This window comes from Streptomyces sp. NPDC048196, from assembly GCF_040652715.1.
Taxonomy (GTDB): Bacteria; Actinomycetota; Actinomycetes; order Streptomycetales; family Streptomycetaceae; genus Streptomyces; species Streptomyces siderophoricus.
In genome coordinates this window covers 1-16,856 of sequence record NZ_JBEZMM010000050.1, presented here as the reverse complement: position 1 = coordinate 16,856, position 16,856 = coordinate 1, and the positions used below count along the sequence as shown (strand labels likewise).

Sequence of the window (16,856 nt, the reverse complement as noted above, 5' to 3'; positions counted from 1 at the left end):
GCCACCCATGGGACTTGAAGAGAAGCTGCCCAGCGGCTTCCTGCTGACCACCGTCGAACAGGCCGCGGGCTGGGTGCGCAAGTCATCGGTCTTCCCGGCGACCTTCGGGCTGGCCTGCTGCGCCATCGAGATGATGACGACCGGCGCCGGGCGCTACGACCTGGCCCGCTTCGGCATGGAGGTCTTCCGCGGCTCCCCGCGGCAGGCGGATCTGATGATCGTGGCCGGCCGGGTCAGCCAGAAGATGGCCCCCGTGCTGCGGCAGGTCTACGACCAGATGCCGAACCCGAAGTGGGTGATCTCCATGGGGGTTTGCGCCTCCTCGGGCGGCATGTTCAACAACTACGCGATCGTGCAGGGCGTCGACCACATCGTGCCCGTCGACATCTATCTCCCGGGCTGCCCGCCGCGCCCCGAAATGCTGATGGACGCGATCCTCAAGCTGCACGACAAGATCCAGCACACCAAGCTCGGGGTCAACCAGCAGCAGGCCGCCCGCGAGGCCGAGGAAGCCGCGCTCAAGGCGCTCCCGCTGATCGAGATGAAGGGGCTGCTGCGGTGAGTGAGCAGAAGAACCCCGAGCGTCCGGACGAGCCGAACGGCAACAACGCCAACAACGCCGACGACGACGCCGTCCCGGCGCAGCGCGACGACACCGGCGAGGTGATCGCCACCCGGCGCGGGATGTTCGGCGCCGACAACGGCGGCGACACCAGCGGCTACGGCGGCCTGGTCCGGACCGTCCGGCTGCCCGGCGCGACCTCCCGGCCGTACGGCGGGCCCGGCGCCCCGGGCGCGTACGGGGACTTCGACGAGATCGCCGACGAACTCGAAGGCGCCCTCGACGAACAGGGCCTGGTCCCCGAGAACGTCATCGACAAGACCGTCGTCGACCGCGGCGAGCTGACCTTCCACATCGAGCGGGAGTACCTGCCGACGGTCGCCCGGACCCTGCGCGACGACCCGGCGCTCCGCTTCGAGCTGTGTACCGGCGTCAGCGGCGTCCACTTCCCCGGCGACAAGGGCCGTGAGCTGCACGCCGTCTACCACCTGCGCTCGATCACCCACAACCGGCTGATCCGGCTGGAGGTCTCCGCGCCGGACACGGACCCGCACATCCCCTCGCTCGTCGCGGTCTACCCGACCAACGACTGGCACGAGCGCGAGACCTACGACTTCTTCGGCCTGGTCTTCGACGGCCATCCCGCGCTGACCCGGATCATGATGCCGGACGACTGGCAGGGCTTCCCGCAGCGCAAGGACTACCCGCTCGGCGGCATTCCCGTCGAGTACAAGGGCGCCCAGATCCCGGCTCCCGACCAGCGGAGGTCGTACAGCTGATGACTACTGCACCGCACTCCCACTCCCCGAACGGCCACCGCACCTCCAGCGACTTCGACACCACCGAGTCGCTCGCCCGGGAGACCACCGAGGGCACCGTCTACAACGTCACCGGCGGCGACTGGGACGAGATCGCGGCGTCCGCGGCGAAGTCCGACGACGAGCGGATCATCGTCAACATGGGGCCGCAGCACCCGTCCACGCACGGCGTGCTCCGGCTGATCCTGGAGATCGACGGGGAGACCGTCACCGAGGCCCGCTGCGGCATCGGCTATCTGCACACCGGCATCGAGAAGAACCTCGAATACCGGACCTGGACGCAGGGCACCACCTTCGTCACGAGGATGGATTACCTCACCCCCTTCTTCAACGAGACGGCCTACTGCCTGGCCGTGGAGAAGCTGCTCGGCATCACCGACGACGTCCCCGACCGGGCCTCGGTCGTCCGCGTGATGCTGATGGAACTCAACCGGCTCTCCTCCCACCTGGTGTGCATCGCCACCGGCGGCATGGAGCTGGGCGCCACCACGATCATGATCTACGGCTTCCGGGACCGCGAGCTGATCCTCGACATCTACGAGCTGATCACCGGCCTGCGGATGAACCACGCCTACATCCGGCCCGGCGGCCTGGCCCAGGACCTGCCCCCGGGCGCCGTCGACCAGGTGCGCGCCTTCGTCAAGAAGATGCGCAAGAACCTCCCCGAGTACGACAAGCTCGCCACCGGCAACCCGGTCTTCAAGGGCCGCATGGAAGGCATCGGCTACCTCGACCTGGCCGGCTGCATGGCCACCGGCGCCACCGGGCCGATCGTGCGCTCCGCCGGCCTGCCGCACGATCTGCGCAAGACGCAGCCGTACTGCGGTTACGAGGACTACGAGTTCGACATCCCGACCGCCGACACCTGCGACGCCTACGGGCGGTTCCTGGTGCGGCTGGAGGAGATGCGGCAGTCGCTGCGGATCATCGAGCAGTGCCTGGACCGGCTCGAACCGGGGCCGGTGATGGTCGCCGACAAGAAGATCGCCTGGCCCGCCCAGCTGGCGCTCGGCCCGGACGGCCTCGGCAACTCCCTCGACCACATCAAGAAGATCATGGGCACCTCGATGGAGGCCCTGATCCACCACTTCAAGCTCGTGACCGAGGGCTTCCGGGTCCCGCCCGGACAGGCCTACGCGGCCGTCGAGTCACCCAAGGGCGAACTGGGCGTGCACGCGGTCAGCGACGGTGGCACCCGCCCCTACCGGGTGCACTTCCGCGACCCGTCCTTCACCAACCTGCAGGCCATGGCGGCGATGTGCGAAGGCGGCCAGGTCGCCGACGTCATCGTCGCCGTCGCGTCCATCGACCCCGTGATGGGAGGCGTCGACCGGTGACCACTGCGTCTTCTCCGCAGGGAGCCCCCGCAAGCCCCACCAGCCTGGGGATGCCCGCGCTCCCCGCCCCCGACTACCCGGCCGACGTCCGGGCCCGGCTGGAGGCGGACGCCAAGGAGGTGATCGCCCGCTACCCCGGCCCGCGCTCGGCGCTGCTGCCGCTGCTGCACCTCGTCCAGGCCGAGGACGGGCACGTCACCCGCACCGGCATCCGCTTCTGCGCCGAACTGCTGGACCTGACCACCGCCGAGGTCACCGCCGTCTCGACCTTCTACTCCATGTACCGGCGCAAGGCCGGCGGCGACTACCAGGTCGGGGTCTGCACCAACACGCTGTGTGCGGTGATGGGCGGCGACGCCATCTTCGAGGAGCTCCAGGAGCACCTCGGCGTCGCCAACGGCGGGACCACCGAGGACGGCGCCGTCACCCTCGAACACATCGAGTGCAACGCCGCCTGCGACTTCGCGCCCGTGGTGATGGTCAACTGGGAGTTCTTCGACAACCAGACACCGGAGTCCGCCCGGCAGCTCGTCGACGACCTGCGGGCCGGCCGGCCCGTCGCGCCCACCCGCGGCGCACCGCTGTGCACCTTCCAGGAGACGGCTCGGATCCTCGCAGGATTCCCCGACGAGCGGCCGGGCGCCACCGCCGCCACCGGGGGCGCCGGGCCCGCCTCGCTGATCGGGCTCCGCCTCGCCAAGGGGGAGGCCGCGCCCGGCCGTGGCGCCGGCGCCGATCACGTCGTCTCGCCCCGTGCCGGCGAGGGCGGCCGCCCCGAGGAGGGCACCGCCGGTGAACCCCCCGCCGGCCACCCCGGCGAACAGGCACCCGCGGGACACCCCAGCTCCCACGACGCCCCGCAGGAAACCTCGGCCTCCGACGAGGCCCACCCGTCTCCCACCACCGCCCCGGACGAAGGGGCTCCGCCCCGCGGCGACGATACGGCCGGGCCCACAGCAGAGGAGGGGGAGTGATGACCGTGGCAGCCGAATACGGGGGCTCCTCCCGGCCACCGGCCGGGGGAGAGGCCAGCCCCGAGAAGCTCCTCGTGCCCGTCCTGTCCGCCTTCTGGGACCAGCCCGAGTCCTGGACGCTGGAAACCTACCGCCGGCACGAGGGCTACGAGGGCCTGCGCAAGGCGCTCGCGATGTCCCCCGACGACGTCATCGCCTACGTCAAGGACTCCGGTCTGCGCGGCCGCGGCGGCGCGGGCTTCCCCACCGGAATGAAATGGCAGTTCATTCCGCAGGGCGACGGCAAACCGCACTATCTCGTTGTCAACGCCGACGAATCGGAGCCGGGGACCTGCAAGGACATCCCCCTCCTCTTCGCGAACCCGCATGCCCTCATCGAAGGCATCGTGATCGCCTGTCACGCGATCCGTGCGCACCACGCCTTCATCTATCTGCGCGGCGAGGTCGTACCCGTACTGCGCCGGCTGCACGAAGCCGTGCGCGAGGCCTACGCGGCGGGCTTCCTCGGAAAGAACATCCTGGGGTCGGGACTCGACCTGGACGTGATCGTGCACGCGGGCGCCGGCGCGTACATCTGCGGTGAGGAAACCGCGCTGCTGGATTCCCTGGAGGGCCGTCGCGGACAGCCCCGGCTGCGTCCCCCCTTCCCGGCGGTGGCCGGCCTCTACGCCTGCCCCACTGTCGTGAACAACGTCGAATCCATCGCGTCGGTTCCCGCGATCCTCGCCAAAGGAAAAGACTGGTTCAGGTCGATGGGCAGTGAGAAGTCCCCGGGCTTCACGCTCTACTCGCTCAGCGGCCACGTCACCAACCCGGGCCAGTACGAAGCCCCGTTGGGCATCACCCTGCGCCAGCTGCTCGACATGAGCGGCGGGATGCGCCGCGGCCACCGGCTGAAGTTCTGGACGCCCGGCGGCTCCTCCACGCCGATGTTCACCGACGAGCACCTCGATGTGCCCCTCGACTACGAGGGCGTCGGTGCGGCCGGCTCGATGCTCGGCACCAAGGCGCTGCAGTGCTTCGACGAGACCACCTGTGTGGTGCGGGCGGTCACCCGCTGGACCGAGTTCTACGCGCACGAGTCCTGCGGCAAGTGCACACCGTGCCGTGAAGGGACGTACTGGCTGGTGCAGTTGCTGCGCGACATCGAGGCGGGCAGGGCCCGGACGGCCGACCTCGACAAGATCGCCGACATCGCCGACAACATCAACGGCAAGTCGTTCTGCGCGCTCGGCGACGGCGCCGCCTCGCCCATCTTCTCCTCGCTCAAGTACTTCCGCGAGGAGTACGAGCAGCACATCACCGGCCGGGGCTGCCCGTTCGACCCCGCCAAGTCGACCCTGTGGGCCGACAACGACGCTCACCTGGGGGTGAATGCATGACCGTCACCACAACGGGGTCGAGCAACGGCTCCGCCGCCGTCCCCCCGGAGGACCTCGTCACCCTGACGATCGACGGCATCGAGATCTCCGTCCCCAAGGGGACGCTGGTCATCCGCGCCGCCGAACTCCTCGGCATCGAGATCCCGCGCTTCTGCGACCACCCGCTGCTGGACCCGGCGGGCGCCTGCCGGCAGTGCATCGTCGAGGTCGAGGGCCAGCGCAAGCCGATGGCGTCCTGCACGATCACCTGCACCGACGGCATGGTCGTCAAGTCGCAGCTGACGTCCCCGGTGGCCGAGAAGGCGCAGCGCGGCGTGATGGAGCTGCTGCTGATCAACCACCCGCTGGACTGCCCGGTCTGCGACAAGGGCGGCGAGTGCCCGCTGCAGAACCAGGCGATGCAGGTCGGCGACCCGGACTCGCGCTTCGAGGGCAAGAAGCGCACGTTCGCCAAGCCGGTGCCGATCTCCACCCAGGTGCTGCTGGACCGCGAGCGCTGCGTGCTGTGTGCGCGGTGCACCCGCTTCAGCAACCAGATCGCCGGCGACCCGATGATCGAGCTGGTCGAGCGCGGCGCGCTCCAGCAGGTCGGCACGGGGGAGGGCGATCCCTTCCAGTCGTACTTCTCCGGCAACACCATCCAGATCTGCCCGGTCGGCGCGCTCACCTCGGCCGCCTACCGCTTCCGCTCCCGCCCCTTCGACCTGGTGTCGTCGCCGTCGGTGTGCGAGCACTGCGCGGGCGGCTGCGCGACGCGCACCGACCACCGGCGCGGCAAGGTCATGCGGCGGCTGGCCGCCCAGGACCCGGAGGTCAACGAGGAGTGGGTCTGCGACAAGGGGCGCTTCGCCTTCCGGTACGCGCAGCAGCGTGACCGGCTGGAGCACCCGTTGGTGCGCAATGCGGAGTCCGGGGAACTGGAGCCGGCGAGCTGGCCGGCGGCCCTGGACGCCGCGGCCCGCGGGCTGGCCGCGGCCAAGGGCCGTACCGGTGTGCTGACCGGCGGCCGGCTCACCGTCGAGGACGCCTACGCGTACGCCAAGTTCGCCCGGATCGCGCTGCACACCAACGACATCGACTTCCGGGCGCGGGTGCACAGCGCCGAGGAGGCGGACTTCCTGGCCGCCCGGGTCGCCGGCCGCGGCCGTGACCTCGGTGGCGGCGGGGTCACGTACACCGCCCTGGAGAAGGCGCCGGCCGTGCTGTTGGCGGGCATCGAGGCGGAGGAGGAGGCGCCCGGCGTCTTCCTGCGGCTGCGCAAGGCCCACCGCAAGTACGGGCAGCGCACCTTCGGGCTCGCCGCCTACGCCTCCCGCGGCCTGATCAAGGCCGGCGGGACGCTGCTGCCGGCCGCGCCCGGCACCGAAACGGAATGGCTGGACGCGCTGGCCGGCGACGCCGGCCTCTCGGGCGAGGGGCAGGCCGCGGCCGAGGCGCTGCGCGTGGACGGCGCGGTGATCGTCGTCGGTGAGCGGCTGGCGGCGGTGCCGGGCGCGCTGACCGCCGCGGTACGCGCCGCCACCGCGACCGGCGCGCGGCTGGTGTGGATCCCACGGCGGGCGGGCGAACGCGGCGCCGTGGAGGCGGGCGCGCTGCCGGGGCTGCTGCCCGGCGGCCGGCCGGCCACCGACCCGCGGGCCCGCGACGAGGTCGCCGCCGCCTGGGGCGTGGCCGCGCTGCCTCACCGGCACGGCCGGGACACCGGCCAGATCATCGAGGCCGCGGCGACCGGTGAGCTGAGCGCGCTGCTGGTGGCCGGTGTCGAGGTCGCCGACCTGCCGGACCCGGCCCGGGCACTGACCGCCCTGGACGAGGTCGGTTTCCTGGTCAGCCTGGAGCTGCGGCCCTCCGCCGTCACCGAGCGGGCCGATGTGGTCCTCCCGGTGGCGGCCGTGGTGGAGAAGGCCGGAACGTTCCTCAACTGGGAGGGCCGGGCCCGGCTGTTCGACGCCGCGCTCAAGCCCGACCAGATGACCCGCCGCCATCTGCTGCCGGACTCCCGGGTGCTGCACATGCTCGCCGACGCCCTCGACGTCCACCTGGCGCTGCCGGACGTCGCCTCCGTACGCCGCGAACTGACCCGGCTCGGCAGCTGGGACGGCCCGTACGCGGCCGACCCGCTGGAGACCGGGCGGCCGCTGCCCCGGCCCGGCACCGGCGAGGCGGTGCTCGCCGGGCACCGGCTGCTGCTGGACCAGGGCGTCCTCCAGGAAGGCGACGAGGCGCTGGCCGGCACCCGGCACGCCGCCGTCGCCCGGATGTCGGAGGCCACCGCCGCCGAGACCGGCGTCAAGGACGGCGACCTGCTGGCGGTCAGCGGGCCGGCCGGCTCGGTGCGGCTGCCGCTCGCGGTCACGCCGATGCCCGACCGGGTGGTGTGGCTGCCGCTCAACTCCACGGGCGGGGGCGTCGCCGCCGACACCGGTGCGCGCCCCGGCGAACTGGTGAGGATCTCCGCCGCCCCGGGCACGCCGGAGCCGGCCAAGGAGGTGGACGCATGATGCAGCTCGGTCAACTGGCCGCCGCGCAGACCGCGCTGGCCCAGGAGGACCTGTCGATGTTCGGCCGCGACCCGTGGTGGCTGGTCGTCGTCAAGGCGGTCTTCTGCTTCGCGTTCCTGATGCTGACCGTGCTGTTCTCCATCGTGTGGGAGCGCAAGGTCGTCGCCTGGATGCAGTTGCGCATCGGCCCCAACCGGCACGGGCCCTGGGGCATGCTCCAGTCGCTCGCCGACGGCATCAAGCTGATGCTGAAGGAGGACCTGGTCGTCCGGCGGGCCGACAAGGTCGTCTACGTCCTCGCGCCGATCGTGGCGGCCATCCCGGCGTTCATGGCGATCGCGGTGATCCCGTTCGGCCCGGCCGACAACGAGGTCTCGATCTTCGGCCAGCGCACCACGATGCAGCTGACCGACCTGCCCATCGGCATCCTCTACATCCTGGCCACCGCGTCGATCGGCATCTACGGCATCGTGCTGGCGGGCTGGTCCTCCGGCTCGACGTACCCGCTGCTGGGCGGTCTCCGCTCGTGCGCGCAGATGATCTCGTACGAGATCGCGATGGGCGCCGCCTTCGCCTCGGTCTTCCTGTACTCCGGGTCGATGTCGACCTCCACCATCGTGGAGGCGCAGGCGAACAGGTGGTACATCCTGCTGCTGCCGGTGTCGTTCCTCATCTACATCGCCACGATGGTGGGGGAGACCAACCGGGCGCCGTTCGACATGCCGGAGTCCGAGGGCGACCTCGTCGGCGGCTTCAACACCGAGTACTCGTCCATCAAGTTCGCGATGTTCATGCTCGCCGAGTACGTGAACATGGTGACGGTCTCGGCGGTCGCGACCACCCTCTTCCTCGGCGGCTGGCGGGCCCCGTACCCGATCTCGGCGTTCTGGGAGGGCGCCAACCACGGCTGGTGGCCGATGCTGTGGTTCACGATCAAGGTGCAGCTGCTGCTGTTCTTCTTCATCTGGCTGCGCGGCACGCTCCCCCGGGTGCGCTACGACCAGCTGATGAAGCTGGGCTGGAAGGTCCTCATCCCGATCTCGCTGGTCTGGCTGATGCTCGTCGCCACCGTCCGGGCACTGAAGAACGAGGGCTACGACTTCTCCCAGATCGTGCTCTACGTCGCCGGCGGCGCGGTCGCGCTGCTGCTGGTCTCGCTGCTCGTGGACTTCTTCCGGCGCGGTGAGAAGGAGGAGGAGCCGGACGGCGAGGGGGCGTTCGACCCGATGGCCGGCGGGTTCCCGGTGCCGCCACTGCCCGGACAGAGCCTGCCGCCGGTGCCGCGCCGGCGCCCGCGCGGGGGAGACCGCGAGTTGATTGTCAGTGGTCGGGTGGACACTGTCAGTGACGGAAACGCAACCGACGGAAAGGGGGGCGACGGTGCCTGAGTTCCAGAACCCCGTGGCCGGCTTCGGCGTGACCTTCAAGGCCATGTTCAAGAAGCGGCTGACCGAGCAGTACCCGGAGGAGAAGAAGCCGACGGCGCCGCGCTTCCACGGCCGCCATCAGCTCAACCGCCACCCCGACGGGCTGGAGAAGTGCATCGGCTGCGAGCTGTGCGCCTGGGCCTGCCCGGCCGACGCGATCTACGTCGAGGGCGCGGACAACACCGACGAGGAGCGCTACTCCCCGGGCGAGCGCTACGGCCGCGTCTACCAGATCAACTACCTGCGCTGCATCCTGTGCGGCCTGTGCGTGGAGGCCTGCCCCACCCGCGCACTGACCATGACCAATGAGTACGAACTCGCCGACCGGTCCCGCGCCTCGCTCATCTACACCAAGGAGGAGCTGCTCGCCGGCCTGGAGGACACGATGGTCGACACGCCGCATGCCATCCACCCCGGCATGACGGAGAAGGACTACTACAACGGCCTGGTGACCGAGGCCGCCCCGGGGACGGTCCGTCAAGTGGCCCGCTCCAAGGGCGAGCAGCCCCAGGAAGCCGCTGCCACGACCGGCCCGCAGGAGCCCGCCGCGCGGGAGGTGACCGAGCGATGATCTCCCTCGCCGCCGCGGCCTCCACCGGCGAGGCCGTGCAGTTCTGGCTCCTGGGCACCGTCGCCGTCGTCGGCGCCCTCTGCACGATCCTGATGAAGCGGGCCGTGCACAGCGCCCTGTCGCTCGCCGGCACCATGATCGTCCTGGCGGTCTTCTACCTCGCCAACGGCGCGTACTTCCTCGGCGTCGTGCAGATCGTCGTCTACACCGGCGCGATCATGATGCTGTTCCTGTTCGTCGTCATGCTGGTCGGGGTCACCGCCGCGGACTCCCTCAAGGAGACGCTCAAGGGCCAGCGCTGGCTGGCCGCCGGACTGGGCCTCGGCTTCGGCATCCTGCTGATCGCCGGCATCGGCAACGCCTCCCTCAAGGAGTTCAACGGCCTGGGCGAGGCCAACGCCGGAGGCAACGTCCAGGGCCTGGCCGCGCTCATCTTCACCAAGTACGTCTTCGCCTTCGAAATCACCGGCGCCCTGCTGATCACCGCGGCCGTCGGCGCGATGGTGCTCACCCACCGGGAGCGCACCGAGCGCGCCAAAACCCAGCGCGAGCAGTCCGAGGCCCGCGTCCGCGAGGGCAAGCAGGTGCCGCCGCTGCCCGCCCCCGGCGTCTACGCCCGGCACAACGCCGTGGACATCCCCGGCCTGCTGCCCGACGGCACCCCGTCCGAGCTGACCGTCAGTCCGACGCTGCGCGACCGCGGCCAGATCCGGGACGTCTCCCGCGAGTCGCTCGCCGACCTCAAGGCGCTGGAGCGGCGCTCCGAGGACTGGCTGGGCCGCGGCTCCGGCGAGCAGCCCGAAGCCCCGCCGTCCGGTGGCGCGTCGCCGAAGGAGCACAAGGAGGGGGCCAAGAAATGAACCCGGTCTACTACCTCTATCTCGCCGCCCTGCTGTTCACCATCGGCGCGGCCGGGGTCCTGATCAGGCGGAACGCCATCGTGGTGTTCATGTGCATCGAGCTGATGCTCAACGCCTGCAACCTCGCCTTCGTCACCTTCTCCCGCCTGCACGGGAATCTGGACGGCCAGATCATCGCCTTCTTCACGATGGTCGTCGCCGCGGCCGAGGTCGTGGTCGGCCTGGCGATCATCGTGACGATCTTCCGCACCCGTCATACGGCCTCGGTCGACGACGCCAGCCTGATGAAGCTGTAAGGGGTCGCCCAAAGTGGAGAACTTGATCGCGCTGCTCGTCGCGGCACCGCTGGTCGGTGCGGCCCTGCTGCTGTGCGGCGGAAAACGGCTCGACCGCACCGGCCACTGGATCGGCACCCTCTTCGCGGCGGCGTCGTTCGCCGTCGGAGTGGCGCTCTTCGCCGACATGCTCGGCAGGAGCGCCGACCACCGGGCGCTGCACCAGCACCTGTTCACCTGGATCCCGGTCGGCGGCTTCCGGGCCGACGTCGCCTTCCAGCTCGACCAGCTGTCCATGACCTTCGTCCTGCTGATCACCGGCGTCGGCTCACTGATCCACGTCTACTCGATCGGCTACATGGAGCACGACGAACGGCGCCGCCGCTTCTTCGGCTACCTCAACCTCTTCCTCGCGGCGATGCTGCTGCTCGTCCTCGCCGACAACTACCTCCTGCTGTACGTCGGTTGGGAGGGCGTCGGCCTCGCCTCGTACCTCCTCATCGGCTTCTGGCAGCACAAGCCGAGCGCGGCCACCGCCGCCAAGAAGGCGTTCCTCGTCAACCGCGTCGGCGACATGGGCCTGTCCATCGCGATCATGCTGATGTTCACGACGTTCGGGACGTTCGCGTTCGGCCCGGTGCTCGCCTCCACCGGCGCCACCTCCGAGGGCAAGCTCACCGCCATCGGACTGATGCTGCTGCTGGCCGCCTGCGGCAAGTCCGCCCAAGTGCCGCTGCAGTCCTGGCTCGGGGACGCCATGGAGGGCCCCACCCCGGTCTCCGCCCTGATCCACGCCGCCACGATGGTCACCGCCGGCGTGTACCTGATCACCCGCTCCGGAGCGATCTTCAATGCCGCACCGGACGCCCAGACCGCCGTCGTCGCGGTCGGCGCGGTCACCCTCCTCTTCGGTGCGATCGTCGGTTGCGCCAAGGACGACATCAAGAAGGCCCTGGCCGGCTCGACGATGTCGCAGATCGGCTACATGATCCTGGCGGCCGGCCTGGGCCCGATCGGCTACGCCTTCGCGATCATGCACCTGGTCACCCACGGTTTCTTCAAGGCGGGCCTCTTCCTCGGCGCCGGCTCGGTGATGCACGGCATGAACGACGAGGTGGACATGCGCCGTTACGGCGGCCTGCGCAAGTACATGCCGGTCACCTTCGTCACCTTCGGCCTCGGCTATCTCGCGATCATCGGCTTCCCCGGCCTGTCCGGCTTCTTCTCCAAGGACAAGATCATCGAGGCGGCGTTCGCCAAGGGCGGCACCGAAGGCTGGATCCTCGGCGGCGCGGCCCTCCTGGGCGCCGCGATCACCGCGTTCTACATGACCCGGGTGATGCTGATGACCTTCTTCGGCGAGGAGCGCTGGCGCAAGGCACCCACCCCGTCGCCCGACCAGCCCTCCGTCGAGCCCGCGGCCGAGACCAGGGGCGAGTACGCTCCGCCGCACCCGCACGAGTCGCCGAAGGTCATGACCCTCCCCATGATCGTGCTGGCCATCGGATCGGTCTTCGCCGGCGGCCTGTTCAGCCTCAACGAAGCCTTCGTGAAGTGGCTGGAGCCCGTGACCTCCTTCGCGCACGGCCACTCCCCGGTCAGCGCCACGACCGTCACCGCCGCCACCATCGCCGTCCTCCTCCTCGGCGTCGCCGTCGCCTGGCTGATGTACGGCCGCCGGCCGGTCCCGTCGCTCGCCCCCCGCGGATCGCTGCTCACCCGCGCCGCCCGCCGCGACCTCCTCCAGGACGACTTCAACGACCTCGTCTTCGTCCGCGGCGGCGGCCACCTGACCACCACCCTCGTCCAGCTCGACCACACCCTGGTGGACGGCGCGGTCAACGGCACGGCCGCCTCCATGGGCGGACTCTCCGGCCTGCTCCGCCAGTTGCAGAGCGGCTTCGTCCGCTCCTACGCGGTCCAGATGCTGGGCGGGGCCGCCGTACTCGTCGCCGCGACCCTGCTGATGAGGGGTGTCTGAGCCATGTCGTTTCCCCTGCTGACGGCGACGGCCGTGGTACCGGCGATCGGCGCGATCGCCACCGCCGCGCTGCCCGCCGCCAAACGCACCGCGGCCAAATGGCTCGCGCTGCTCTTCTCCCTGCTCACCTTCGCGCTGGCCCTGGTCGTCGCGTTCCGCTTCGACCCCGGCGCCAAGGTCCCCTTCCAGCTCACCGAATCGCACGCCTGGATCCGCGACTTCGGGGTCCGCTACGAACTCGGCGTCGACGGCATCGCGGTCGCCCTGATCGCGCTGACCGCCCTGCTCATCCCGTTCGTCATCCTGGCCGGCTGGCACGACGCCGACCCGCTGGAGGAGGCCACGCCCAACCGGCGCTGGCGGCCCACCCAGGGCTTCTTCGCCCTGATCCTCGCCGTCGAGGCGATGGTGGTGATCTCCTTCGAGGCCACCGACGTCTTCCTCTTCTACATCTTCTTCGAAGCCATGCTGATCCCGATGTACTTCCTCATCGGAGGCTTCGGGGACCGCGCCGGCGCCGGCGGCGAGGAACGCTCCGCCGGCCGCAGGTCGCAGGCGGCGGTGAAGTTCCTGCTCTACAACCTCGCCGGCGGACTGATCATGCTGGCCGCGGTCATCGGGCTGTACGCCGTCACCGCCGACCAGCTCGGCACCGGCACCTTCTCCCTGACGCAGATCGTCGAGGCCCGCGCCGCCGGGCAACTGGACCTCGGCACCACCACCGAACGCCTGCTGTTCCTCGGCTTCTTCTTCGCCTTCGCCGTCAAGGCCCCGCTCTGGCCGCTGCACACCTGGCTGCCCGGCGCCATGGGCGAATCGACCGCCCCCGTCGCCGTCCTGATCACCGCCGTGGTCGACAAGGTCGGCACCTTCGCCATGCTCCGCTTCTGCCTCCAGCTCTTCCCGCAGGCCAGCAGCTGGGCCACCCCCGTCATCCTGGTCCTCGCCCTGATCAGCATCGTCTACGGCGCCCTGCTCGCGGTCGCCCAGCGGGACATCAAGCGGCTGATCGCCTACGCCTCGATCTCCCACTTCGGCTTCATCATCCTGGGCATCTTCGCCATGACGTCCCAGGGCCAGGGCGGCGCCACGCTCTACATGGTCAACCACGGCATCTCGACCGCCGCCCTGATGCTGGTCGCCGGCTTCCTCATCAGCCGCCGCGGCTCCCGGCTCATCGCGGACTTCGGCGGCGTCCAGAAGGTCGCCCCGGTGCTCGCCGGCACGTTCCTGATCGGCGGCCTGGCCACCCTCTCGCTGCCCGGTCTGGCCCCGTTCGTCAGCGAATTCCTCGTCCTGGTCGGCACGTTCAGCCGCTACCCGGTCATCGGCGTCATCGCCACCCTGGGCATCGTCCTCGCCGCGCTCTACGTCCTCGTCCTCTACCAGCGGACGATGACCGGGCCGGTGAAGAGCGAGGTCAGCACCATGCCCGACCTGCGGGTCCGGGAACTGGTCGTGGTCGCGCCGCTGATCGCGCTGCTGCTCTTCCTCGGCGTGTACCCCAAACCGCTCACCGACCTCGTCAACCCGGCGGTCGAGCACACCCTGTCCGTCGTGGACAAGAAGGACCCCAAGCCCACTGCGCAGGTGAACGCCGTGCCCGGCAGCGGCCGGACCGGTCACGCCGCGAGTGATCAAGATGTGGAGGCCGCGAAGTGAGTTCCGTGGCAAGTGTCCACAGCCTGTGGACAGCGGCGGCCGGAGCACCGGGCAAGATCCCGGGGCCGCACATCGAGTACGCCCAGCTCTCGCCCACCCTGATCGTCCTCGGGGCCGCGGTGCTCGGCATCATGATCGAAGCCTTCGTCCCGCGCCGCAGCCGCTACTACTCCCAGCTGCTGCTGTCCCTGGTGGCGCTGGCCGCCGCGTTCGCCGCGGTGATCGGCCTGGCGGCCGCCGGATTCGGCTCGTCCAAGGCCCATGTCGCCGCGATGGGCGCCGTCGCCGTCGACGGCCCCGCGCTGTTCCTCCAGGGCACGATCCTGCTGGTCTCCCTGATCGCCGTCTTCACCTTCGCCGAGCGCCGGCTCGACCCCGCGGCACACGGCAGGCACGTCGACTCCTTCGCCGCCCAGCCCGCGGCCGTCCCCGGTGGCCAGGCCGAACAGGCCGCCGTGAAGGCCGGTTTCACCACCACCGAGGTCTTCCCGATCCTGCTCTTCGCGGTCGGCGGCATGCTGATCTTCCCGGCGGCCAACGACCTGCTGACGCTCTTCGTCGCGCTGGAGGTCTTCTCCCTCCCGCTGTACATCCTGTGCGCACTCGCCCGCCGCCAGCGGCTGCTGTCGCAGGAGTCCGCGCTCAAGTACTTCCTCCTCGGCGCGTTCTCCTCCGCCTTCCTCCTGTTCGGCGTCGCCCTCCTCTACGGCTACGCGGGCACCGTGACGTACGCCGGGATCGCCGAGGTCGTCTCGGACGGCGCCAAGCAGATCGACCCGGCCCTGGCCGGCACGATGAGCAACGACGCACTGCTGCTGATCGGCGGGGCGCTGGTGCTGATGGGCCTGCTGTTCAAGGTCGGCGCGGTCCCCTTCCACATGTGGACCCCGGACGTCTACCAGGGCGCCCCGACGCCGGTCACCGGCTTCATGGCGGCCGCCACCAAGGTCGCCGCGTTCGGTGCGCTGCTGCGGGTGCTGTACGTCGTCCTGCCCGGCATGCGCTGGGACTGGCGGCCGGTGATGTGGGGCATCGCGATCATCACGATGCTGGGCGGCGCGATCGTCGCCATCACCCAGACCGACATCAAGCGGCTGCTGGCGTACTCCTCCATCGCACACGCCGGGTTCATCCTCGCCGGTGTCATCGCCACCAGCAAGGACGGCGTCTCCTCGGTGCTCTTCTACCTGGGCGCGTACTCCTTCGTGACGCTCGGCGCGTTCGCGGTCGTCACCCTGGTGCGGGACGCGGGCGGCGAGGCCACCCAGCTGTCCAAGTGGGCCGGTCTCGGCCGGCGTTCGCCGCTGGTCGCCGCGGTCTTCGCGGTGTTCCTGCTGGCCTTCGCCGGCATCCCGCTGACCTCCGGTTTCGCCGGGAAGTTCGCGGTCTTCAAGGCGGCCGCGCAGAGCGGCGCGGGCTGGCTGGTGGTGGTCGGTGTGATCTCCTCCGCCATCGCCGCGTTCTTCTACATCCGCGTCATCGTCCTGATGTTCTTCAACGAGCCGAAGGCCGAAGGCCCGACCGTGGCGGTGCCCAGCCCGCTGACCTCCACGGCCATCGCCATCGGCGTCACCGCCACCCTGGTCCTGGGCCTGGCGCCGCAGTACTTCCTCGAACTGGCCGGGCATGCGGGAGTCTTCGTGCGCTGAACGGCGGTCGGCCGGCCTCGGTCGGTCGGCCGTTGGACCGGTACCGCGGGGATGCACGCACGGTGCACCGCCTCACTGCGTGCGGCAACGGCCGCCGTCCGGAGCCCTCGGGGGGTTCCGGACGGCGGCCGTTCGCCGTGCAGGGCCGGCCGACCGTCCAGTGGCCGGTCCGGCGGGGCCGGTGGTCAGCTCTTGGGCATCCCGCTCGGCAGCTCGGGCATGTCGGGGATCTTCATGCTGCCGTCGCCGGTCTTGGTGTACTTCTCGGTGGGACCGTTCTTCCAGTCGACGGTCAGGGTCTTGCCGTCCGCACCGGCCTTGAGCGTGCCCATGGTGCGGGTGGTGTCCCCGTCGGTGCACTTGAGGGCGGCCATGGTCATCCCGGCCATCTCCTGGACCTTGCCCAGACACGCGGACTTGTGTCCGTTGCTGAACGCCACCGTGCCCTTGGTGATCACCAGGACCAGCGGGCTGCTGTCCGTACCGGCCTTCCAGGCGCCCTCGACCGCCTTGGGGCTCGCGGGCTTGTCCGCACCTCCCGGAGTCGACGTCGGAGCCTCCGGCGTCTTGCTCGGCTTGCTGTCGCTGCCGTTGTCGCCGCTGCTTCCGCAACCACTGAGCAGCATCGCGGCGATGGCTGCCGCCCCGGCGATCTGTGCTGCCTTGCGCACGTACGTCTCCTCCGTTGTGGGTCAGGGACCGTGAGGCTAACAGCGCCCCGGCCCCACCGTCCGCCCCGTCGTCGCTCTTGCATCAACGCCGGTACGCAGTTGGTGTGGGGCTGTGACGTAGGGGGTGGGCGGGTGGGGTGGGGAGGGGAGGGGAGTGGGGGGAGGGGTGCGTGGGGGGAAGATCGG

The 16,856-nt window shown here is 70.3% G+C and carries 14 protein-coding genes; 13 read left to right on the top strand and 1 reads right to left on the bottom strand.

The window, feature by feature from the left end; translation table 11 throughout:
- Window positions 1-7 precede the first annotated feature (7 nt).
- The 13 genes from AB0E02_RS32245 to nuoN are packed head-to-tail and all read left to right on the top strand — an operon-like array spanning window position 8 to window position 15,999.
- Window positions 8-562, top strand: coding sequence for an NADH-quinone oxidoreductase subunit B (locus tag AB0E02_RS32245; protein ID WP_030416193.1), 555 nt, complete (start codon window positions 8-10; stop codon window positions 560-562).
- Complete coding sequence (locus tag AB0E02_RS32240) at window positions 559-1,341, top strand: NADH-quinone oxidoreductase subunit C (protein WP_362145979.1); 783 nt, start codon at window positions 559-561, stop codon at window positions 1,339-1,341. The genes AB0E02_RS32245 and AB0E02_RS32240 overlap by 4 nt, the downstream gene beginning before the upstream one ends.
- On the top strand, window positions 1,341-2,717 hold the full coding sequence (locus AB0E02_RS32235) for an NADH-quinone oxidoreductase subunit D (protein ID WP_362145977.1): 1,377 nt from the start codon (window positions 1,341-1,343) through the stop codon (window positions 2,715-2,717). Before AB0E02_RS32240 ends, AB0E02_RS32235 begins: the two co-directional genes overlap by 1 nt.
- Window positions 2,714-3,691 carry an NADH-quinone oxidoreductase subunit NuoE gene (nuoE, locus tag AB0E02_RS32230; RefSeq protein ID WP_362145974.1) on the top strand — a complete coding sequence of 326 codons (978 nt, stop codon included), beginning with the start codon at window positions 2,714-2,716 and terminating at the stop codon, window positions 3,689-3,691. Before AB0E02_RS32235 ends, nuoE begins: the two co-directional genes overlap by 4 nt.
- Window positions 3,691-5,073 (top strand): NADH-quinone oxidoreductase subunit NuoF, encoded by a 1,383-nt coding sequence (gene nuoF / locus AB0E02_RS32225; RefSeq protein WP_362145971.1) that lies wholly within the window; start codon window positions 3,691-3,693, stop codon window positions 5,071-5,073. The genes nuoE and nuoF overlap by 1 nt, the downstream gene beginning before the upstream one ends.
- The gene (locus tag AB0E02_RS32220; RefSeq protein WP_362145968.1) at window positions 5,070-7,574 is read left to right on the top strand and encodes an NADH-quinone oxidoreductase subunit G; all 2,505 of its coding nucleotides are present in this window, start codon (window positions 5,070-5,072) and stop codon (window positions 7,572-7,574) included. Before nuoF ends, AB0E02_RS32220 begins: the two co-directional genes overlap by 4 nt.
- The gene (gene nuoH / locus AB0E02_RS32215; protein ID WP_362146068.1) at window positions 7,574-8,962 is read left to right on the top strand and encodes an NADH-quinone oxidoreductase subunit NuoH; all 1,389 of its coding nucleotides are present in this window, start codon (window positions 7,574-7,576) and stop codon (window positions 8,960-8,962) included. The genes AB0E02_RS32220 and nuoH overlap by 1 nt, the downstream gene beginning before the upstream one ends.
- A complete protein-coding gene (gene nuoI / locus AB0E02_RS32210; protein WP_362145965.1) occupies window positions 8,955-9,572 on the top strand; it encodes an NADH-quinone oxidoreductase subunit NuoI in 618 nt (205 codons plus the stop codon). The genes nuoH and nuoI overlap by 8 nt, the downstream gene beginning before the upstream one ends.
- A complete protein-coding gene (locus tag AB0E02_RS32205; protein WP_362145962.1) occupies window positions 9,569-10,432 on the top strand; it encodes an NADH-quinone oxidoreductase subunit J in 864 nt (287 codons plus the stop codon). Before nuoI ends, AB0E02_RS32205 begins: the two co-directional genes overlap by 4 nt.
- Window positions 10,429-10,728, top strand: a complete 300-nt coding sequence (gene nuoK, locus AB0E02_RS32200) for an NADH-quinone oxidoreductase subunit NuoK (protein WP_030283548.1) — start codon at window positions 10,429-10,431, stop codon at window positions 10,726-10,728. Before AB0E02_RS32205 ends, nuoK begins: the two co-directional genes overlap by 4 nt.
- Window positions 10,729-10,741: 13 nt before the next feature.
- Complete coding sequence (nuoL, locus tag AB0E02_RS32195; protein WP_362145958.1) at window positions 10,742-12,688, top strand: NADH-quinone oxidoreductase subunit L; 1,947 nt, start codon at window positions 10,742-10,744, stop codon at window positions 12,686-12,688.
- A 3-nt stretch (window positions 12,689-12,691) separates the two neighbouring features.
- Complete coding sequence (locus AB0E02_RS32190; RefSeq protein WP_362145955.1) at window positions 12,692-14,350, top strand: NADH-quinone oxidoreductase subunit M; 1,659 nt, start codon at window positions 12,692-12,694, stop codon at window positions 14,348-14,350.
- Window positions 14,347-15,999 (top strand): NADH-quinone oxidoreductase subunit NuoN, encoded by a 1,653-nt coding sequence (nuoN, locus tag AB0E02_RS32185; protein ID WP_362145952.1) that lies wholly within the window; start codon window positions 14,347-14,349, stop codon window positions 15,997-15,999. The genes AB0E02_RS32190 and nuoN overlap by 4 nt, the downstream gene beginning before the upstream one ends.
- 185 nt (window positions 16,000-16,184) lie before the next feature.
- On the opposite strand, the gene AB0E02_RS32180 is transcribed toward nuoN, so the two are convergent.
- On the bottom strand, window positions 16,185-16,670 hold the full coding sequence (locus AB0E02_RS32180; protein WP_362145949.1) for a hypothetical protein: 486 nt from the start codon (window positions 16,668-16,670) through the stop codon (window positions 16,185-16,187).
- Window positions 16,671-16,856: the final 186 nt, after the last annotated feature.